This is a genomic window from Plesiocystis pacifica SIR-1 (genome assembly GCF_000170895.1).
Lineage (GTDB): Bacteria > Myxococcota_A > Polyangia > Nannocystales > Nannocystaceae > Plesiocystis > Plesiocystis pacifica.
In genome coordinates, this window is record NZ_ABCS01000034.1 from 36352 (window position 1) to 56966 (window position 20615).

Here is a 20615-nt window from a genome sequence, read left to right on the forward strand (position 1 = left end):
GTCGGGATCGTGTGATACCACGGCCGAGCGAGGTCGTGTTTGCTCCGCGTCGCGGCCGTGTTTGCGCTTGCCTCGGCTCGCGTCGCTGCGGTAGCTTGTGAGCGTATCGACTCGCCGCCCTGAGACTGGACAGAGCCAGTCGGTTGGGGGCGAAATCGTCGACCAACCCAACCTCGCCAAGGAGCAACCGCCATGTACCAGAGCCCTCCCGGACGCGGTTGAGACGTAGCTGAGGCCCTCTTGGGCCCGACACGTTTCATCAAACGCGATGTAAAACACCGACCACCGCTCGGCACTGATGCCGGACGGTGGTCGGTGTCTTTTTGGTCGCTGGCGGGGTCGCTAGCCCTCGGTGCGTGCCCGGATCGTGAAGGGTCTCAGGCCCGCGCCGCGCGAGCGGCGAGGGCCCCCGACGAGTCCCGTCCTGGTGGCCGGGAAGCTCGGGCGGGGCCCCCGCTGGCGCGAGTCATTTGCCCTTGCTGGAGTTCTTCGCCTGCTCCATGGCGATCTCGCGGATGGCCTCGAAGGAGGTCGCGTTCGACGAGCCCTCGATGGCCTTGACGGCGAGGTCCTGGGCCTGGGTCAGCGCGGTGTCGAGCTGCTTCTCGAGCCCGCTGATCTGCTTGGTCTGCTTGGCGAGGGTCTCCTCGAGGCTGGCGATCTGGAGCACGGAGACCTCGGACTTGCCCTCGATGTCCTTGGTGGCCAGCTCGGCGGCGACCTTGGAGTCGCGCCGGGCGATGCTCATGCCCTCGCTCTCGCCCTTCTTGCGCGCGGCCGCGAGGGCGTCCTCGAAGCCCTCGGCCTTGGCCTCGAGCTCGAGGCGCTGAGCCTCGCGCTCGGCGATGGCCTGCTCGCGGGCGGCCCACTGGGCCTCTTGCTTCTCGCGCAGCTCGACGAGCTCGGCCTCGAAGGCCTTGGTGGCCTGCTCGGCCTCGTCGGCCTCGCGCTTGCGGCTCTGGTCGCGGCTGTACTCGAAGGCCTCCTCCTCGCGGGCGCGGGCCTTGTCGCGCTCGGCGATCTGCTCGCTGACCTGCTGCTCGCGGCTGGCCTTCTCCTTGGCGAAGGCGTCGCGCTTGTCGGACAGGGCCTGCTCGGCGGCCTCGCGCTTCTCGGACAGCTCGTCGGCGTAGGCCTGGGACTTGGCCTCGTAGTCGGCGACGAGGCCGGCGAGGGCGCCCTCCTTGGCCTCGATGTTGTAGAGCCGGCTCAGATCGTTGGTCAGCGCCTCGACCTGGCTGTGGACCTCGAGCAGGGCGACGGCCTCGGCGGTCAGGCGCTGCTGGAGGCTGGAGGTGTGCTCACCGATGTGGCCGCCGATCGCCGAGAGCTGCTCGGCGAGGGAGCCCGAGGGGCCCCCCGAGGTCGCGTCGCCGGGGGCGGGGGGCAGGGCCTTTTGGGCCGAAGCCGAGCTGGCGCCGCCCTTTTTCTTCTCGAGCGCCGTGTGCTTCTTGTCGAGGGCGCGGTAGGCCTTGGCGAGGTCCTCGTAGGCCGCGAAGATGACGGCCTTGGTGTCGCGCTTGCTGATGTCCTTGATGGGGCTGGTCATGCTTGAATCTCCTCAGTCCGGCGGGCTCAGCCGCGCTCTTGGTGGGCGCCGCGGAGGGCCTCGGTGGCGAGCTTTTGGGCCTGGGCCAGGGCGGCGTTCAGGCGCTGGGACAGGTCCTCCATGTGCGCGCTCTGGTCGGCGATGCGCTTTTCGAGGGTCTGGATCTTGAGCTCGAACACGGCGGAGGCGTTGGCCGCCTCGCGGTCGCGCAGGTTGGCTTCGTGGCTGGCGTCGCGCTTGATCGAGGCGATGGCCTTGTCGCGGGCCTTTTGCTCGGCCTCGGCGATGGCCTCGTCCATGCCCTCGACCTTGGTCAGCAGCGCGGCGGTCTCTTCGGCCTGGCCGTCGAGGGTCGCCTCGCGGCTGGCCCAGTCCTTGTCCTTCTCGGCCGTGGTCGCGGCCAGCTCGCGCTCGAGGTCGCGGCGGCGCTCGGCCTGCTGGTCCTCGGTCTGCTGGGCCGCGCGCTCGCGGGCGTAGCTGTGCTCGTCCTCTTCGGCCTTGCGCTCGGCCTCGATCCGGGCCTTGTAGGCGGCGTCCTCTTCCTCGCGCGCCTTGTCCTCTTCGGCCCAGGCGTCGCGGGCCTTGTCGATGCGGGCGTCGAGCTCTTCTTGCTGGCTGGTGATCTTGGCGTCGAGGTCCGCGAGCTTGCGGGCGTGATCTTGCTCGAGCAGGGCCACGGCCTCGGCGGCGACGGTCAGGTCCTCGAGCTCGGCGAGGCGGCGGCGCTCGATCTCGATGGCGCGGCGCAGCTGGCCGACCTTGCCGGACTCGCCTTCCATGCGATCGGCGAGGCCGTCGAGGGCCTTGGAGAACTCGAGCTGCAGCTCGGCGAGGCCCTTGACGATGGCGTCGACGGTGTAGGCCGAGGCCTGGTCGACGACCTCGCGCTCGCGGCCACGCTCGGCGGCCTCGGCTCGAGTCTCGATCTGACTGGCGCGCTTGCGGTGGGCGCTCAACAGGGTCGCAAAGGACGCTTCAATGGCCTCGCGTGATTTGGGTTCGGTGGTGCTCATGAGTGGGTGCGTTCGGTGGCGTCGGGGTTCGCAGTCGATGATCGGGCGCAGAGGGACGCGCCGCGATTCGCGCGAAGTCTAGCGAAGGCGACGCGCGAATGGGGACTTTTCCGGCATACCCGCCCGGCGTTCGGGGGCGAGTGTGCGTGGCGTCGATTCAACTCGACCGATTCACGGACAGGTCGAGAGCGACTCGATCCACGCACCGAGCAGGGCGTGGCCGGTGGGGTCGACGAGCGCGGAGCCGAGCGCGGGCATCTTGCCCTCGTCGCGGGTGCCGGTGCGCAGCCACAGGATCGAGCCTTCGGGGTCCCCCGGGGCGACCCGCGGCAGCGCCGGGCTGCCCTCGTCGGTCCACGGGTTGGGGAACTCGCTGGGCTCGCAAACCCCGGTATCGGCCAGCGAGGTGGGGTAGCGCAGGTCTGGGCGCATCCACTCGGGGTGGTGACAGTGCGAGCAGTTGGCGTGCATGTATGCCCGGGCGCGCACGTCGACGGGCAGGTCCGTGTCGCGGAAGTCGGGCAGGGCCGGGAGCTGTGGGGCGACGGATTCGCCCTGCTGGGTCTCGACGAATCCGTCGGCAAAGGCGAGGTAACCCGCCTCGACCAGGGCGTCGAGCTGCTGGGCCTCGACGCTCTCGCTGCGATCGCCGTAGCGCACCGCTCGGTTCATCTGCACAGTGGTCGGCCCCAGCGGTCGGCCGGAGGCGAAGCCGTGGCAGGTCTGGCAGTCGGCCCGAGCGGGGAAGGCCCACTCGAAGCTCCCGAGGTCTCGCGTGTCGCCGCCCGCGAGCAAGTCGGCGTCGCTGAGGTCCTCGCGCCAGCGGTAGGAGTAGAAGGTCCACACGCCATTTCGGCGGACCATGAAGCGGGTCTCGACGGGGGCGTCGCCGTCGTCGGCGCTGAAGGTCTTGATCAGCACGCTGCCCTCGGGGAAGGACCAGCGCCCGTCGGGGAAGGCCTCGATGCGCTCGTCTGGAGGCAGCACGAGGTAGCGGCGCTTGCTCAGGCCGTCGCTCCACAGGGCCGAGGCGACCTGGAAGGGGACGAGCTCGGGGTCGGGGCTGAAGTCCGGCGCGAAGCAGCTGGTGGTCGAGAGGGTGGTCGGCAAGCTGCCGGGGACGCCGTGGGGGTCGAGGGTGAGCTGGGCGAGGCCGCCGGCGCTGTCGATGAGCCAGGGCTCGCCCGCCGAGTCCGCGCCGAGGGCCAGGACGCCGACGCCCGCGGCGTTGGGGGTGTCGGACTCGAGCCAGCCGACGACCTCGAAGGCGCCCGGGCCCACCTCCGGGCGCAGGCCCCAGATCCGACCGGAGCAGCGGTCGCCAAACAGCACGGCGCCGTCGAGGCCCTGGCCCGGGTCGAGGCCGAGGGCGTCGGCGCCCAGGCTCGCGCCGGCGTAGACCAGCCCGCCCCGGAGCTCGCAGTGGCTGATGGTCGGCTCGAAGTCGTCGAAGCCGTAGTCGGCGTGGGGCCCGAGGGTCAACGCGGGATCGCACTCGCCCCCGCTGCCCGTGCACAGGTAGCCCTCGACCCGCGGCCAGCCGTAGTCGCGCCCGGCCTCGACGCGGTTGAGCTCGTCGCGCAGGCCCGAGCCCCGATCGACGCACCAGCTCGCCCCGGCCGGTCCGGCGAAGCACAGCCGCGGGTCGTGGAGGCCCACGGCGTAGACCTCGTCGGCGCCCGCGTCCGAGCCGGCGAAGGGGTTGTCGGCCGGGACGGCGTAGCCCGATCCCGGGGCCGAGACGTCCACGCGCAGCACGGCGCCGCGGGGGTCGAGGGGGTCGGTGGCCGGGGAGGACTCGGGGCTCGTCGGGGCCGCGGCCGCGTCGTCGCCCGTGCCGATCAGCAGCATGCCGTCCGCGTCGAAGCTCAGCCCGCCGCCGAGGGCGAGCCAGCCCTCGTGGTCGATGTCGAGCACCACCAGCTCGGCGTTGACGTCGATGTCGAGGTCGCCGTTGGCCTGGAGCTCGAGGGGGTAGCGGGCCACTCGGGTGCGCTGGGGCGAGTTGGCGCGCTGGTAGTGGACGAACACGGCGGTGGCGTCGGGCGCCACGGCGGCGGCCATCAGGCCCCGGCGCTGCGGCAGGTCTGGGCTCGGCGCGGCGACCCGAGGGCCGAGGTCGAGGACCTTCGTGGGCGGCACGTCGGCCAGCGAGGGGTGCTCGGGTCGGGCCTGCCAGATCGCGCCGTCGGCCTCGACGACGAGCAGGGAGGGGACAAGCTGCTCGCCGGGCGCGGGCAGGATTTGGACGGCGGCGGGGAAGCTCGTGCCGAGGGCGGTCCAGGGCTCGGGGACCCGGGCGCGCAGGCCGGGCAGGGCCTCGGCGGGGCGACCCTCGAGGCGGCAGTCGTGGTCCTCGGGTCGCTCGCCCAGGGGCGGCAGGGGCTCGTCCTCGGGCTGGCCTTCGCCCCCGTCGTCGCCCGTGTCGTCGCCCGTGTCGGCCTCGCTGCCCGCTTCGTCGTCGCTGGCTTCGGCCTGGGGCCCCTGCGGCGGGGCGCAGGCCATGACCGAGCCGGTCCACAGCGCCGCGAGGGCGAGCGCTTGGAGCGAGGCGGTAGCTGGGCGACCCACGGTCCATCCATGATGCGCCATCCCGCCGCGATTGGCAGGTCGGCGCGTCAACCCGCGTCGCCGCTGCCAGCCTCGGAGCCAGCAGCTTCTGCGTCCTCCGCGTCTGCGCCGGGTGTCGCGGGGGCGGGCTCGGCGGGGAGCAGGTCGCGCGCCTCGAGCCAGACCTCGATGGCCTCGGCGATGCGGCGCGTCTCGGGGTCGGCGCGCTCGAGCTTGGTGCCGCGAAAGTCGCCGTGGGCGGCGAGGGCCAGCGCGCGCGCGCCCTCGCGGTCGTCCTGCTTCCAGCGCACCTGCGCGAGCAGGTAGCGGGTCTCGGCGCGGTCCCGGGGCAGGGTGTTGGCGTCCGCGGCCAGGCGCAGCTCGAGGGCGCGCTCGAGCTGCTTTTCGGCCTCGTCGAGGGAGCCGGCGGCCAGCTGGGCGCGGCCCAGGCTGTTGGCGATCAGCGCGATGGTCCCGCGCTGGTTGGCGTAGCCCGCCTCCCAGATGTCGAGGGCCGCGGTGTAGGACTCGACGGCGAGGGTGTGGGCCTTTTGGCGCTCGTAGACCAGGCCGAGGTTGTAGCGGGTCACGCCGATGTCCGAGTGCCCCGGGGGCAGGCTCTGCTGGCGCAGGTCGAGGGCGCGGCGGTGGTAGTTGAGGGCGTTGTCGTAGTCCTCGCGCTGGTAGTGATCCATGCCGAGGTTGTTGAGGATCAGCGCCAGGTCCGGGTGCCCCGGGGGCAGGCGCGACTCGTAGATCTGCAGCGCCTTGGTGAAGTACTCGATGGACTGATCTTGCTCTTGCTGCTTGGAGTAGACCGTGCCGATGTCCGACAGCAGCTTGGCCTCGGCGAGGCCGTCGTGGGCCTCGGTGAGGTCCGCGAACAGCTGCCCGAGCCGGCCCCAGCGCAGGGCCGCGTCGTAGTCCCGCTTGTGCTCGGTGTGCAGGAAGACCAGGCTCGAGGCGGCGCGCAGGGTCACGGGCTCGTGGGAGCGCCCGCCGAGGAAGAGCGCGTCCTCGAGGTGCTCCGCGGCCCGCTCGAGGTTGCCGAGCTTGAGGTCGAGCCAGCCGACCCAGTAGTGGGCCTCGGCGGTCAGCGGCTCGAAGCCCACGCGCTGGGCGTCGGCGAGCACGGCCTCGGCCTCGGCCCGGGCGCTCTCGTTGTCGCCGATGGAGTGGTGCGACTCGATGGCCACGATGCGCTGGCGCAGCTTGGTGACCTCGCTGTGGATCGCCGGGTCCGAGGGCAGGCGCACGCTCGACGCGAGCACCACCGGGTCGACGCAGTCGGTGATCGACGGCAGCTTGGCCACGGCGTTGAGGGCCAAGAGCACGCCGCCGGCGTCCTGGGTGCTCTCGAGCGCGGTGACCAGGGAGGTCAGCGCGACCTGGCGCTCGTCGAGGCAGATGCGCGCGAGCTCGGCCTGCTCGGAGCTCAGGGGCAGCGGCGGCTCGGGCAGGTCCATGGCCGCGCGCCGGTAGAGGTCCCGGGCGCCGGAGCCCAGCTCGCGCTCGAGGGCGCCGGTCAGGCAGACCTCGCCGCGGGTCGTCGCCCAGGCCGCGGCGTACTCGTCGAGGGAGGGGCCGGTCAGCTCCCACACGCTCTCGGCCGAGCGGTGCTCGGTGGCCAAGAGCGCGCCGCGGATGGTCTCGCGGGCGCGCTGGTTCCAGACCTCGTCGATGGTCCCGGCCTCGGCGGCGCACCGAGCCTCGCGCTCTTCGGTGGCCGCGGCGATCTCGGACCGGGCCGTCTCGCGCTTGTTCTCCACGCGCAGGTGGTTGGCGAACACGCCCAAGGCCGCGAGCGCGACGCTGCCCACGCCCGTCAGCAGCCAGCGGCGGCGCCGGGTCGGGTCCTGCTCGAGGGCGGCGAGCAGCTCGGCCATGCTCGGCCAGCGCTCGTCGGGCTCGTGGGCCAGGCCGCGCTCGACCACGGCGCGCAGCCAGGTCGGCACGTCGGCGCTGCGCGGCGGCTCGGCCAGCTGGTGCTTGGTCACGGACTCGACGATCTCGGCGAGGGTGTCGCCCTTGAAGGGCCGGGAGCCGTAGAGGGCCTCCCACAGCGTGACGCAAAAGGAGAACTGGTCCGAGCGCGCGTCCGTGGCCAGGCCCAGGTGCTGCTCCGGGGCCATGTAGGCCGGGGTGCCGAGCAGCGAGCCCGGGGTGGTCAGCTCGACGTTGAGGGCCGAGCGCGCCCGCGACAGCTCGATGCGCTCGCCGTGGTCGCTGGTCTCGAACTCGGGCTCGTCGTCGGACTCGCCGTCCTCGTGGACCAGGCCAAAGTCCATGACGCGGACGCGGCCGTCGTTGCCGACCATGACGTTGTCGGGCTTGAAGTCGCGGTGGACGAGGTTGGCGTCGTGGGCCGCCGCGAGCCCTCGGCCAGCGGCGATGAACACCTCGAGGATCTCCGGGCGGGTGTGGCGTTGGGCTCGGATCCAGTGCTTGAGGGTGACCCCCGCCACGAACTCCATGACGATGAACAGCTTCCCGCGGAACACCCCGAGCTCGTAGACCTGGACCACGTTGGGGTGGTTGAGCCGGGCCAGGCCCTGGGCCTCGCGGGTGAAGCGGGAGTTGTAGATGCCCAGATCCGCGTGCAGCAGCTTGATGGCGACCTTGCGCCCGAGGTGGTCGTCGTAGGCGGCGTAGACCTCCCCCATGCCGCCGGCGCCGATCTTGCGCAGGATCGAGAACTTGTCGAGCTTGCCGGCGACGTTTGGCAGGCTCTGCCCGTCGATGATGCCGGGCGTTGGCTGGGTTCCACGGGCCGTCGACGAGTCGATGGTGACCGTTGTCTCGAGGGAGCTCATCGCCTCGTCAGGCCGGGTTTCCGGCGCAACTTCAGCCTAGGATACACGACCGGCGAGGGGGGATGGGCCCCCGCCTCGGAGGGCGCGTCCTGGCGCCTTTTGGCACTCCCGGCGCCCCTTGGCAGGGAGCGAGGGAGCTCGGCGGTGTGGGCGATGTGGGCGGACGGCGAGGTCAGGGGAACACTTGGGCCCTGGTGTTCGCCTCAGAGACTGTGAATCGTTCACGACTGAGCTCGGAGCAGAAGCTGGTAGGCTCGGCGCGCGCCATGCCCACGCTCGTCGCTGCTCCGCTCTACGCCGCCATCCTCGGCCTCCTCGTGATCGTTTTGGCCGCGGGGGTCATCCGCCTGCGCCGGAGCCGTAAGGTCTCCCTGGGGAGCGGCGGCGACGGGGAGCTGGAGGGGCGGATCCGGGCCCACGCCAACCTCATCGAGTACGCCCCGATCACCCTCTTGCTGCTGGCCCTGTTCGAGGTCAACGACGGCAACGTCTACGTCGCCCACGCCGTCGGCGTGACCCTGGTCCTCGGGCGGGTGATCCACGCGTGGGCTCTGCCGCGCTACGGGACCAACCCCGCGGCCACCCAGGGCCGGGTGGCGGGCATGATCCTGACCTTCCTCGCGCTCGCGGCCGTGGCCATCGCCAACGTCGCGGTCGTGGTCCTCGGCATGGTCGGGGGCAGCTGAGTGCGCGGCCGGGTCTGGCTCGGCGCGTGCCTGGTGTTGGCGAGCTGTCGGCCCGCCGCCGACGCGCCGGCCGAGCCTGAAGCTGATCCTGATCCTGCGCCCGCGGTGCTCGTCGAGGCGCCGCCGTCGAAGGCGGCCAGCACCGGGAACGCGCCGGTCGAGCCCACGCGCGAGGCGATGTTCATCGGCGTCTACGAGGCCCTCCGCGACGGCGACTGGGCGGCCTTCGAAGCCTACGCGGGCGCGGACGTGACGGTCCGGCGCTCCAACAGCGTCGGCGAGGCCGCCGTCGAGATGGAGCTGGTGACCTCGAGCCAGACGCAGGCCTGGCTCGGGGAGGTCCGCGCGACCTGGGCCCCGAGCTGCGCAGAGGACCCCGTCGATCCTTGCCGCGGGCTCAACCCGCTGGCTCTGGGCGCGTACGCGGACGAGCTCAGGCTGACCTGTGCGCCGGGGAAGGGCTCGAGCGAGGGCTCGACCTGCTGCCGCCACGAGCCGATGTTGCTGCATAACACGCCCTACCTGGTCGCGCTGTGCTTCGACGCGGGGGGCCGGGTCGACTACGTCGAGCTCCTCGATGGGTGAGCCTGGGGGTGAGCCTGGGGTTGAGCGCTGGAAACATATCGATATGAGAACGCGCATTCGTCATAGCGCGACGCTGTGTCGCTATGCGTCGTAAGCTCCGCGCCATGGGTCTCCGTTCACCCTGCCGAACCAGCTTCCCCGCCCCGCTCCTGCCCGCCCTCGTCCTCGGCTTTGGCCTGGGCTGCTTCTCGGATCCGGGGGGCGCGGACGAGGGAGACGAGGGCGACGAGACCGAGGCCTGCGCGGGGGTCATCGACGAGTGCGGGGTCTGTGGCGGGCCCGGGGGTCCGTGCACGGGCTGCACCGTCGCCGGGTCCTCGAACTACGACCCCATGGCCGAGCTCAACGACGGGACCTGCAGCTGCACGCCCGCGGGGGGCTCGATCGCCGACCAGAGCCAGCTCGAGTCGAACCTCGGCGGCGGGGGCATGGACGTGTGGCAGTCGTTCACGCCGGGCGTCGCGGGGGGCCTGGCGAGCTTGACCATCGAGACCGGCTCGCCCCTCGATCCGGAGCCGGCCACGGTGACCCTCGAGATCCTCGAGGGCGAGGGCCTCGGCGGGACGACGCTGACCAGCTTCGAGGCCGTGTTCCAGCCCGGCCTCGCGAGCTTGCAGACCTTCGAGCTCGCCGAGCCGGTGCCCCTGGCCGTGGGCGAGCGCTACACCTTCCGCATCGTCGTGCCCGAGCAGACCTCGGGCTACCTCAGCTACCAGGACGGCGATCCCTACCCCGAAGGGACCTCGTCCATCGACGGGGATCGGGATCTGACCTTCCGCACCGAGATGGTCACGTGCGCCCCGGAGTAGGGGTGCGCAAAGTCCGCGCGAGCGCACGGACGCAGCAGCGCGAGAGGCGCTGAGCGGGTCTGAGCGGGTCTGAGCGGGTCCTGGGGGCGCGCTGGAGCCACCCGTCCGTTTGGCCAGATTTGTTCGGAAATCCCGCGTCCGTGCGACAATGGCCACCATGCGCGGCGGCGACACCCGGGACTTCGGCAGCGCGGCCAACGAGGTCGACGCCGTCCAGGCCCTGCTGGACACCGTGGTCCCCGACCGCAGCCAGCGGATCCGCATCGAGGGCGAGGTCGCCCGGGGCGGGATGGCGAGCATCCTCGCGGCCATCGACGGGGCGCTCCAGCGCCGGGTGGCCATCAAGGTCCTGCGCCCGGGCAACGAGCACTCGATGCTGGCGGTCCGCAGCTTCATCCGCGAGGCCCAGATCACCGGTCAGCTCGACCACCCGAACATCGTCCCGGTCCACGAGCTCGGGGTCAACGGCGACGGCCGGCTGTTCTTCATGATGAAGCTGGTCGAGGGGCGGACCTTCGCCGCGCTCATCGACGCCCTGCGGGCGACCCACGACCGCTTCGGATCCGACGGCCTGCCCGTGGCCACGGCCGTCGAGCACGACGACCTGCTGCGCCTGCTCGACGTGTTCGCCAAGGTCCTCGACGCCGTCGCCTTCGCCCACAGCCGCGGCGTGATCCACCTCGACCTCAAGCCCGAGAACGTCATGGTCGGCGACTACGGGCAGGTCTACCTGATGGACTGGGGCATCGCGAAGGTGCTCCCGCCCCCGGCCGGGCTCAACCCCTACGAGCTGTCGCGCCGGGTCAAGGACACGCTCCCGCTGTCGGCCGCGCGGGAGACCGTGATCATGGGGACGCCGGCCTACATGAGCCCGGAGCAGGCCCGCGGCGAGCACCGCTCCATCGACGAGCGCACCGACGTGTTCGCCCTCGGGGCCATGCTGTTCGAGATCCTCACCGGGCACCCGCCCTACCGGGGCACGAGCGCCGTCGAGGTGCTGATGCAGGCCGAGGAGGGGGGCGCGAGCTTGCCCGACGACCTGCCGGTGCCTCGAGAGCTGCGCCGCATCCTCGCCAAGGCCATGGCCGTCGAGCCCCGCGATCGCTACCTCAAGGTCGAGGAGCTGCAGCGCGACGTCCAGCGCTTTCGCCGGGGCGGCGGCGACTTCCCCCGGCAAAAGTACGCCCCGGGCGACTGGATCATCCGCGAGGACGAGGTCGGGGACGCGGCCTACATCATCCTCACCGGCAGCTGCGAGGTGTTCAAGAGCATCGACGGGCGCTGGGAGTCGCTGCGCAAGCTGCACGCCGGCGAGGTCTTCGGCGAGACCGCGATCTTGGCCTCGACCCCGCGCACGGCGAGCGTGGTCGCGCTGACCGAGGTCACCTGCGTGGTCGTGACGCGGGAGGTGCTCGAGAGTGAGGTCGACGCCATGAAGCCGTGGATGGGCGCGTTCATCCGCGCCCTCGCCCAGCGCTTCTCCGAGGGCGAGGAGAAGCGGCGGATGGTAGCCATGGGGGTCGGCATCGAGCGCAGCGCCCACGACATCGCCAACTCGGCGATGATGATCCTCGGCAGCTGGGGCAAGTGGGATCGGGATCTGGGCTCGACCATGGGCCTGGGTCGCCTGGTCGGCGCGGTCAAGTCGAGCCTGGGCTCGAGCCAGGACCAGATCATCGCCGGCCTCGCCCAGTACGAGCGGTTCTTCGTCCTCGACGACGAGCACGACACGGTGTCCCTGCGCGACGCCCGAGGCCTGCGCAAGGCCCTCGGCGAGCACCTGCGCTTTTGATCGCGCCCCAACCCCGACTCGAAGAGCGGGCGCTTTCGCGGGTCCGGGGGGCGTTTGGGCGCACCCACGCCACGTTGGGGGCTTGTGTTTTTGGAGCCAGAGCGCCAAAACCAAGGGGTGAGTACGGCGTCGCACGACAACCCGTTGGTCACCGAGACCTTCCGCATCCCCTTCGACGCCATCACGGCGGCGCACGTCGAGCCCGCGGTCGACGAGCTCCTCGCGCAGGCGCAGGCGCAGGTCGAGGCCATCGCCGCGACCCCCGAGGGCGGGACCCGCGACCGGGCCAACACCCTCGACGCCTTCGAAGAGCTCGGCCGCGGCCTCGAGTGGGCCGTCGGCGTGGTCGCGCACCTCGAGTCGGTGATGACCAACGACGAGCTGCGCGGGGCCTACGAGGCCATCCAGCCCAAGGTCAGCGCCTTCTCGTCCTCGGTCTACCAGCACGCCGGGCTCTACGCGGCGCTGCGCGACTACGCGGCCACGGACGAGGCCAAGGCCCTGCCGGACACGGACCCGACGGCGGCGCGGCTGCTGACCCGGCTGCTCGACGCCTTCAAGCGCAACGGGGCCGAGCTCGACGAGGCGGGCAAGGAGCGCCTCGCGGCCATCGCCCTCGAGCTGACCCAGACCACGACCAAGTTCTCGCAAAACGCCCTCGACGCGACCAACGCCTTCGAGCTGGTGATCGCGCCCGAGGACGAGGCCAAGCTCGCCGGGCTGCCCGAGAGCGCGATCGCGGCGGCCCGGGCCTCGGCGGAGCAAAAGGGCGTCGAGGGCTGGCGCTTCACCCTGCAGGCGCCCTCGTGGATCCCGATCTTGACCTACATGGACGACCGGGCGATCCGCGAGCAGGTCTGGCGGGCCTACACCCGCCGGGCGAGCGCGGACGAGTTCGACAACCGCGGGCACATCGAGACGATCCTGCGCCTGCGCGAGGAGCGGGCGCAGCTGCTCGGCTACGCCAACTTCGCTGATCTGGTCCTCGAGGACCGCATGGCCAAGCGGGGCGAGTCGGCGCGGGACTTCGTCCGCGATCTCCAGGCCAAGACCGAGCCCTTCTTCGCCCGCGAGAGCGAGGAGCTGCGCGCCTTCGTGGCCGAGCGCGACCCCTCCGTGGGCGAGCTGCAGCCCTGGGACGTGGGCTACTGGGCCGAGCGCCAGCGCAGGGCGCTCTACGACTTCGACGACGAGGCCCTGCGCCCCTACTTCGCGCTCGAGTCCGTGCTCGCGGGCATGTTCGAGCTGGTCCAGCGCCTCTACGGCATCGAGGTCGAGACCACCGACGAGCTGCCGACCTGGCACCCGGACGTGCGCACTTACGAGATCTTTGACGGTGAGGGCGAGGCGCGGCGCAGCCTCGGCTGCTTCTACGCCGACTTCCACCCCCGCGAGAGCAAGCGCGGCGGGGCGTGGATGAACGCGCTGATGACCGGGCTTCCGCCCAACGCCGACGGCAGCGGCGGCGAGCGTCACCTCGGGCTGATGTGCGGCAACCTGACCAAGCCCGTGGACGGCAAGCCGGCCCTGCTCACCCACCGCGAGGTCGAGACCATCTTCCACGAGTTCGGCCACCTGCTCCACCACATGCTCTCGGAGGTCGAGATCCGCAGCCTGGCCGGGACCAACGTGGCCTGGGACTTCGTCGAGCTGCCCTCGCAGATCATGGAGAACTGGTGCTGGGAGCGGGCCTCCCTCGACCTGTTCGCGCGCCACTGGGAGACCGGCGAGCCCATCCCGGACGATCTCTTCGACAAGATGATCCGGGCCAAGAACTTCCGCAGCGCCAGCGCGCAGATGCGCCAGCTGGGCTTCGCCACCGTCGACCTGGCCCTGCACCTCGAGTACGCGGCCAAGCTCGGCGACGACAGCGGCGAGCGGCCGTCCTTGCTGGACTACGCCCGCGAGGTCGCCGACCCCTTCAGCCTCGCCGACTTGCCCGAGGACTACGCGATGATCTGCGCCTTCAGCCACCTGTTCGCGGGCGCCGTGGCCTACGCCTCGGGCTACTACAGCTACAAGTGGGCCGAGGTCCTCGACGCCGACGCCTTCGGGCTGTTCAAGGAGAAGGGGGTCTTCGACCGCGAGACCGGCACGCGCTTTCGCCGGGAGATCCTGGCCCGGGGCAACAGCCGCGATCCCGCCGAGCTCTACCGGGCCTTCCGCGGCCGCGACCCCGAGCTCGACGCTTTGCTCGCGCGCGAAGGTCTGCTGCCTAGCCAGGGGGCGGCGTGAGCGAGCCGAAGCTGCACCAACGCCCGCGCATCGGCATCCCGGCCTGCCTGATGCACGAGGACCCCGAGCGCCCGCTGTTCAAGGGCAAGGCGCTGCAGTACACCGAGAAGAAGATGGCCCTGGCGGTGTGGCGCGCGGGCGGCCTGCCCGTGCAGATCCTCGACCTCGACGAGCGCGACGCCGTCGAGGAGGCCGTGGCGAGCTGCGACGGCCTGCTCCTCCAAGGCGGCGCCGACGTGCACCCGGGCCACTACGGCGAGGAGGCCCTGCGCCCCGAGTGGAACGGCGACGCGGTCCGTGACCGCTTCGAGTTCTCCGCCCTGGAGCTGGCCCTGGCCCACAAAAAGCCCGTGTTCGGGGTGTGCCGCGGCGCCCAGGTGATCAACGTGGGCCTGGGCGGGAGCCTCTACCAGGACATCAATACGCAGGTCGAGGGCAGCTTGGTGCACCGCGACTGGCACCGCTACGAGGTCATCGAGCACGGCGTGCGCCTCGAGTCGGACTCGTGGGTGGCGCGGGCCTGGGACAGCGAGGAGCTGCTCACCAACACCATCCACCACCAGGCGGTGAAGCAGCCCGGAGAGGGCCTGCGGGTCGTCGCGCGGGCGCCCGACGGGATCATCGAGGCGGTCGAGTCGATCACCGACGAGCGCTGGATCGTCGGCGTGCAGTGGCACCCCGAGTGGCTCGACGGATCCGAGGTCGGCGGGCCGCACCGCAGCCCCGGGCGCATGGCCTTCGAGGCCTACCTGGGCGTGTGCAACGAGCGTCGGTGAGCGCCGGGTGATTCGCGCAGGTTTCGACGAGGCGGGCCTCGGGCCGACCCTGGGGCCGCTGGTGATCGGCGGCTTCGTGACGCGGCGCCGGGGCGACGAAGCGCCCGCGGGTCCCATGGACGACCTGCTGGCCCCGCTGGCCGAGGCCGTGGGCCCGCCGGGGACCCGGGACGGTCGCCTGGAGGTCGGCGACAGCAAGAAGATCCACGCGGGCACGCGCAAGCTCGAGCGCATCGAGCGGACGGCCCTGGCGACGGTCGCGTGGGTCCACGGGCGGGTGCCCCGGACGGTCGCGGAGCTCGTCGCGCTGGTCTGCTCGCAGCCCGGCGAGCGCCCGGAGGATCGCCGCGGCGTCCCGTGGTGGGCGCGCCTCGACGAGGCCCTGCCGGTCGCCGGGGCGGACCCGGGCAGCGCGGCCGGGCGCGGGCGCGTCGAGGCCCTGGGGGAGGGTCTGCGCGCGGCCGCGGACGCGGCGGGGGTCGAGGCCCTGTGGTACGGCGCGGACTTGCTGTCAGCCGCGCGCATCAACCGAGAGCTGGGCGTCGAGGGCGAGCGCGGCGGCACGAAGAACACCTGGGCGACCCACGCCGTGCTGCGCCTGAGCGCGGTCGCGCTGGGCTCGCTGTTGACCGAGGGCGAGCCTGGTCAGCCCATCGAGGCCGTCTCGCTGTGGTGCGACAAGGCCGGCGGCCGCCAGGCCTACGCCGATCCCCTGCGCCGGGCCTTCCCCGTGCTCGCCGAGGCCGGCTCGGGGCCGCGGGTGGACCCCTCGACCAACCTCGATCTCTTCGGCGGAGCCGAGCGCTGTCCCGACCCCTACCTGCGCATCCTCGACGAGGCGCGGCCGCGCAGCCACTACCGCCTGGGCCTGCCGGGCCTCGAGCAGGGCGGCCCGCTGCAGCGCGTCGACCTGGGCTTCGTCATGGGCGGCGACCGCCTCGATCCGCGCATCTCGTGGGCCTCGATCCTCGCCAAGTACCTGCGCGAGTTGATCTTGCGCGGGATGAACCGCCACTTCGCGGCCAAGGTCGCCGAGCTGCGCCCGACCGCGGGCTACCCGGAGGACGCCAAGCGCTTCATCGCCGAGGTCGAGGCGGCCCTCGGGGAGGCCGGCGGCCTCCCGCGCAGCAAGTGGATCCGGTCCAAGTAGGCGCTCTCTCGCCAGCGCCGCCGCCGACCTCCCCGATCACCCCGAGGTCGACGCGCAGCGGGCGAGCAGGTCTACGTCGTGCGGGGCCCTGAGCCAGCAATCGCCCCTCGAGGGGAGCGACTGCGATCAACGAAGCGCCCCCTCGGGGCGCTGGCGGAGGCGGAGAGCTCAGAGACTGCTGTCAAGCCAAAGCGGAGGAGCGGATAGCGACGAAGCGCCCCCGATCCTCAGATGCCTGGGGGGGTAGAGCAGGCTCAGCACTCGCACTCGTCTTCGACGGCGTCGAAGCGCACGTTGAAGCTGACGTCGTAGAGGTAGTTGACCACGGCGGGCCCGTAGACGCGCAGGATCAGGTCCTGGCCGTAGACGGCCCCGGACTTGTCGACGTTGATGCGCCCCTTTTGCGAGGTCTGGGCGACGAGCAGGTTCATGGTCGAGGCCTCGTAGAGCTCGATGGAGATGGTGTTCTCCTCGGCGGCGGGGAGCTCGGGCTCCTCGCAGCCCGAGCCGCACCAGCTCGAGCCCTGGACGATGATGTCGAGGAAGAGGGCGAAGTTCGAAGGATCGCCGTCGAGCATGTTCACGTCGAGGTCGAAGGCGTACCAGTCTTCGTCCTCGCACAGCGTCGCCTCGAAGTCGGTCTCGATCCAAAATCCGTTGTTGGCCTGCCAGGGGACCAGGGCCGCGTCGGCCTCGACGTCGTTGTCCTCGAAGCTGTCGTCGGCGAGGCAGTCGAGGCCGCCGGTGGTCTCGGTGGTGTCCTCGGAGCTGGTGTCCTCGGTGCTCTCTTCGGTCCCGGTGTCCTCGGTGGTGGTGTCCTCGGTCCCGGTGTCTTCCGTGGTGGTGTCCTCGGTCCCGGTGTCCTCGGTGGTGGTGTCCTCGGAGGAGCTGTCCTCGGTGCTCTCTTCGGTCGACTCCGAGGTGTCCTCGGTGCTCTCTTCGGTCGACCCCGAGGTGTCCTCGGTCGAGGTGTCCTCGGTCGTGTCCGTGGTGTCCTCGGTGTTCGCCGAGGTGGCCTCTTCGCTGCCCTGCTCGGCGGCGCTGTCGCTGCCTTCCTCCTCTTCGGCGGGGACGCAGGCGAGGGTGAAAACGAGCGCGAGGGGGAGGGAGGCGAGGGAGGCTCGGGTAGGGAAGGCCATCCTGGGTGGCTTAGCAAAGCTCTCCGTGGCGCGCCACGGGCCCGCGCCGCTCCCATCCGCGGAACGCTCACAGGGTCGGCCGCGTCCACGACTCACAGGTAGGGCACGTCGCCGGCGCTGAGCGGGGTCTCGTCGTCGCCGATGGTGTCGGTGTTGGCGTAGCCCAGCCGGCCGGACGAGCCCCACCCCCAGCAACGAATGGCATCGTCGGCCAAGACCGCACAGGTGTGGTAGGTGCCCGCGCTGATCCGTTGGGCAGGGCCGCCGAGCTCGACGAGGTCGTTGCTGTCCGCGGGCTCGTCGTCACCGATGACCGCGTCACTTTGGTTGCCGAGTCGGCCGTTGCCCCCATTGCCCCAACAGCGCACCCCGCCGCCTTCGAGGATGGCGCAGGTGTGTTGGTAGCCCGCGGTGATCTGCACGGCGCTGCCGCCCACGGGCACGTCGCCCGCGCTCGCGGGGAGCTCGTCGTCGCCGATGTTGTCTGCGTTGCCGTAGCCCAGGGCCCCGAAGCCGCCGCGTCCCCAGCAGCGGACCGCGCCGTCGTCCAGGAGGGCGCAGGTGTGGCGGCCGCCGGCGGCCAGCTGGATCACCGTACCGCCCACGTCCACGTCGCCGACGCTCGCGGGGGTCTCGTCGTCGCCGACCCGCTCCTGGTTGCCGTAGCCGAGCTGGCCGTGAGAGGAGCTGCCCCAGCAGCGCACGCTGCCGCCGTCGAGGATGGCGCAGCCGTGCAGGCTGCCGAGGGCGAGCTGCGTCACCGGCCCGCCGACCTCGACGTCGCCGAAGGTGTCCGGGGTGACCTCGGCGCTGAGCTCATCGGTGTGGCCGTAGCCGAGCTGGCCTTGATGGTTGCGGCCCCAGCAACGCACCGCGCCGCCGTCGAGGATGGCGCAGGTATGCAGGCTGCCGAGCGCGACGTAGACCGAGGGGCCGCCGACCGGCACGTCTCCGGCCCAGGACGGGGTCACGCCCTCGCCCACGGACAGGGTGTTGCCGTAGCCGAGCAAGCCGTAGTCGCCCCAGCCCCAGCAGCGCAAGCCGCCGCCCTCGAGCAGGGCGCAGGTGCGGCTGGCGCCCGTCGAGAGCTGGACCGCCAGCCCGCCCACGTCGACGTCTCCGGCGCTCGCGGGGGTCTCGTCGTCGCCGACGCTCGAGGTGTTGCCGTAGCCCAGCCCGCCGCTCGCGGCCGAGCCCCAGCAGCGCACCGCGCCGTTGGTCCGCAGGGCGCAGCCGTGGTTGTTGCCGGCCGCGAACTGGGTCTCGACGGCGCACACCGAGGCCTCGCAGAGCTCGCTCGCGCAGTCGCTGGGCTGCGCGCAGCCCTGGCCGAGGGTGCAGGGGTCGCAGCCGCCCCCGCAGTCGACGTCGGTCTCGTCGCCGTTGAGCGCTCCGTCGGTGCAGCTCGGGGGCTGGCAGGCGTTGGAGCATGCGTCGTCGTCGACGTCGTTGCCGTCGTCGCAGGCCTCGACGCCCTCGTGGACGATGCCGTCGCCGCACGTCGCCTCGGCGCAGGCGTTGGTGCACGCGTCGGTGTCGACGTCGTTGCCGTCGTCGCAGGCCTCGCCGTCTTCGACGATGCCGTTGCCGCACTCTTCAGGCACGCCGGTCTCGGTCTCGGTCTCGGTCGACTCTTCGGTGGACTCGCTCTCTTCGGTGGACTCGCTCTCTTCGGTGGACTCGCTCTCTTCGGTCGTCTCGGTCTCGGTCCCGTCCGTGCCGCCGGACTCTTCGGACTCCGTCGCCGCGTCGTCCCCGGCCTCGTCGGGCTCCTCCTCGTCCACGGGGCAGGCCGTGGTCGCGGCGAGCCCGAGGGTGAGGGCGAGGGTCCGGAGGGCGAAGGGGACAGCTTTGGGGCTCGTCATGATGCGGCGCGCCAGCGGCGGGTAGGCTCCACGGTAGCGAAAAGCGTCGGCGGAGCAACGCGCGATGGCGAAGGCGCCGCGACTTTGTTAGTCCGGAGCCCACCATGCGGTCGACATCGAGCACCTCGGCGGGCACGCGGGTGCGAGCGCTCGCGCTCGCGGGTGCCGTCGCGGGGGCCGGCTGCCAGGCCGAGCGACCGAAGCCGGCGCCGACGAAGGTGGCCGCCGAGCCCGAGCAGCCAATCCCCGAGCCAGCCCCCGAGCCAGCCCCCGAGCCGAAGCCCGCGCGGGCGCGCTTCGACGTCCACGTTCACCTCGTCAGCGACGCCGTCGATCCGCTGCTCGCGACCCTCGACCGCGCGGGCATCCAGCGCGCCGTCGTGCTCGCGTCGCCCCACCTCGACCCCGCCCACCTGCCGGACCAGAGCGAGCGCTTCGCGGACTGGCGCGGGGCCAACGATCGCCTGCTCGAGCTCAGCGCGGGGCACCGCGACCGGCTCGTGCCCTTCATCACCGCCGACCCCGCCGAGGCCCGCCCCGAGGAGCTGCGGGCCTGGTTCGACGCGGGCGCGTGCGGGGTGAAGCTCTACATGGGTCACCGCAGCTTCCACGCCCGGCCGCTGGCCGACGAGGCCCACCGCCCGATGTTCTCGACCCTCGAGCGCGAACGCGTCCCGGTGCTCTTGCACATCAACACCTTCCGCTTCGAGGCCGAGCTCGGCGAGCTCCTGGCCAGCTACCCCGAGCTCAACCTGCTCTGCCCCCACTTTTGCGGCTCTCGCACGGACGTCGAGCGCCTCGAGCGGATCCTCGCGGCGCACCCGGGCCTGCTCGTCGACACCAGCCACGGCCCGGGCAAGCCTGGGGTCCAGGGCTTCACCGCCCTCGAGCTCGAGCGCGAGCGGGTCCGGGCGCTGATCCTCGCCGAGCCCGAGCGCTTCTTGTTCGGCTCCGACCTCGTCACCTCGATGGTCGAGCAGCGCGAGGACATCGCCCGCTTCGAGTGGGATCGCCAGGTCCAGGCCAACCTCGGCTTGCTCGAGGCCGATCGCTTCGAGTTCAACCGCCTCGTCGGCGAGCACGGGGTGATGGAGTGGAGCGAGTATCGCGGCCTGGCCCTCGACGACGCGACGCTGGGGCCGGTGCTGGCAGGCAACGCCGAGCGGTGGCTGGCGAGCTGCCTCGACGAGTGAAGAGCTCGACGGGGGACTCGGGCGGCAGCTTGGTCGACTGGGTGCCCGACGAGTCCCTCGAGTCCCTCGCGGAGGCCCAGAGCCTCGAAGCCGACGCGCCCAGCCCGACCCCTACGCCGACCTGAGCGAGGAAGAGCGCGTCGAGCAGGCCAGGTGCTGTACGCCGAGGCCGAGGAAGCCGCGAAGGCCGAAGACTGGCTGCAGGCGAAGACCAAGTACGAGGAGGCCTACCACCTCGTGCCGAACAAGCACGGCCTGGCCTACAAGGTTGCGAACGCGGCGGTCGAGGTGGGGGACTGCGAGAAGGCCCGGGTGTTCTTCGAGCACTACTTGATCGACGGCGAGCTCGAGCGCCACGAGGCGCAGCTGCACTCGGCCCTGGCCAAGCACCGCGCGCTCGAGTGCACCTGAACGCCGCCGGTCACCCCGGGCGCTGGGTAAAGGGACCAGCGCCGCGGGG

Annotated in this window: 16 protein-coding genes; 10 read left to right on the top strand and 6 right to left on the bottom strand. The window is 71.8% G+C overall.

Annotated features, from left to right (window positions below; all coding sequences use genetic code 11):
- Positions 1-466 precede the first annotated feature (466 nt).
- The 4 genes from PPSIR1_RS18600 to PPSIR1_RS18615 form a co-directional block, all read right to left on the bottom strand.
- Positions 467-1549 (bottom strand): coiled-coil domain-containing protein, encoded by a 1083-nt coding sequence (locus tag PPSIR1_RS18600; protein WP_006972663.1) that lies wholly within the window; start codon positions 1547-1549, stop codon positions 467-469.
- 26 nt (positions 1550-1575) lie between these two features.
- On the bottom strand, positions 1576-2562 hold the full coding sequence (locus tag PPSIR1_RS18605; RefSeq protein ID WP_006972664.1) for a coiled-coil domain-containing protein: 987 nt from the start codon (positions 2560-2562) through the stop codon (positions 1576-1578).
- A gap of 171 nt (positions 2563-2733) precedes the next feature.
- On the bottom strand, positions 2734-5133 hold the full coding sequence (locus tag PPSIR1_RS18610) for a PQQ-dependent sugar dehydrogenase (protein WP_006972665.1): 2400 nt from the start codon (positions 5131-5133) through the stop codon (positions 2734-2736).
- Positions 5134-5180: 47 nt separating this feature from the next.
- Positions 5181-7925: a serine/threonine-protein kinase gene (locus PPSIR1_RS18615; protein ID WP_006972666.1), complete on the bottom strand. Its 2745-nt coding sequence runs from the start codon at positions 7923-7925 to the stop codon at positions 5181-5183.
- A 266-nt stretch (positions 7926-8191) separates the two neighbouring features.
- Between PPSIR1_RS18615 and PPSIR1_RS18620 the strand changes: the two genes are divergently transcribed.
- The 7 genes from PPSIR1_RS18620 (at position 8192) to PPSIR1_RS18650 (ending at position 15958) form a co-directional block, all read left to right on the top strand.
- Positions 8192-8611 carry an MAPEG family protein gene (locus PPSIR1_RS18620; RefSeq protein ID WP_006972667.1) on the top strand — a complete coding sequence of 140 codons (420 nt, stop codon included), beginning with the start codon at positions 8192-8194 and terminating at the stop codon, positions 8609-8611.
- Positions 8612-9196, top strand: coding sequence for a hypothetical protein (locus PPSIR1_RS18625; RefSeq protein ID WP_006972668.1), 585 nt, complete (start codon positions 8612-8614; stop codon positions 9194-9196).
- A 104-nt stretch (positions 9197-9300) separates the two neighbouring features.
- Entirely contained in the window at positions 9301-10005 is a 705-nt protein-coding gene (locus tag PPSIR1_RS18630) for a hypothetical protein (RefSeq protein WP_045116286.1), read from the top strand.
- Between the two features lie 157 nt (positions 10006-10162).
- Positions 10163-11797 carry a protein kinase domain-containing protein gene (locus PPSIR1_RS43115; protein ID WP_198154545.1) on the top strand — a complete coding sequence of 545 codons (1635 nt, stop codon included), beginning with the start codon at positions 10163-10165 and terminating at the stop codon, positions 11795-11797.
- A 117-nt stretch (positions 11798-11914) separates the two neighbouring features.
- Entirely contained in the window at positions 11915-14032 is a 2118-nt protein-coding gene (locus PPSIR1_RS18640) for a M3 family metallopeptidase (RefSeq protein WP_045116292.1), read from the top strand.
- Positions 14029-14808 carry a gamma-glutamyl-gamma-aminobutyrate hydrolase family protein gene (locus tag PPSIR1_RS18645; RefSeq protein WP_006972672.1) on the top strand — a complete coding sequence of 260 codons (780 nt, stop codon included), beginning with the start codon at positions 14029-14031 and terminating at the stop codon, positions 14806-14808. Before PPSIR1_RS18640 ends, PPSIR1_RS18645 begins: the two co-directional genes overlap by 4 nt.
- 7 nt (positions 14809-14815) lie before the next feature.
- Positions 14816-15958 (top strand): ribonuclease H family protein, encoded by a 1143-nt coding sequence (locus PPSIR1_RS18650; RefSeq protein ID WP_006972673.1) that lies wholly within the window; start codon positions 14816-14818, stop codon positions 15956-15958.
- A 254-nt stretch (positions 15959-16212) separates the two neighbouring features.
- Here PPSIR1_RS18650 and PPSIR1_RS43120 read toward each other — a convergent pair whose 3' ends face one another.
- The gene (locus PPSIR1_RS43120) at positions 16213-17097 is read right to left on the bottom strand and encodes a hypothetical protein (protein ID WP_006972674.1); all 885 of its coding nucleotides are present in this window, start codon (positions 17095-17097) and stop codon (positions 16213-16215) included.
- Positions 17098-17189: 92 nt separating this feature from the next.
- Positions 17190-18962 carry an RCC1 domain-containing protein gene (locus PPSIR1_RS18660; RefSeq protein WP_006972675.1) on the bottom strand — a complete coding sequence of 591 codons (1773 nt, stop codon included), beginning with the start codon at positions 18960-18962 and terminating at the stop codon, positions 17190-17192.
- Positions 18963-19066: 104 nt separating this feature from the next.
- Between PPSIR1_RS18660 and PPSIR1_RS18665 the strand changes: the two genes are divergently transcribed.
- Genes PPSIR1_RS18665 through PPSIR1_RS18670 form a run of 3 tightly spaced genes read left to right on the top strand, consistent with a single transcriptional unit; the run spans position 19067 to position 20566 of the window.
- Positions 19067-20155 (top strand): amidohydrolase family protein, encoded by a 1089-nt coding sequence (locus tag PPSIR1_RS18665; RefSeq protein ID WP_086001462.1) that lies wholly within the window; start codon positions 19067-19069, stop codon positions 20153-20155.
- A complete protein-coding gene (locus PPSIR1_RS50780) occupies positions 20152-20280 on the top strand; it encodes a hypothetical protein (RefSeq protein WP_006972677.1) in 129 nt (42 codons plus the stop codon). The genes PPSIR1_RS18665 and PPSIR1_RS50780 overlap by 4 nt, the downstream gene beginning before the upstream one ends.
- Before the next feature lie 28 nt (positions 20281-20308).
- Positions 20309-20566 carry a hypothetical protein gene (locus PPSIR1_RS18670; RefSeq protein WP_006972678.1) on the top strand — a complete coding sequence of 86 codons (258 nt, stop codon included), beginning with the start codon at positions 20309-20311 and terminating at the stop codon, positions 20564-20566.
- The last annotated feature ends 49 nt before the right edge of the window (positions 20567-20615 follow it).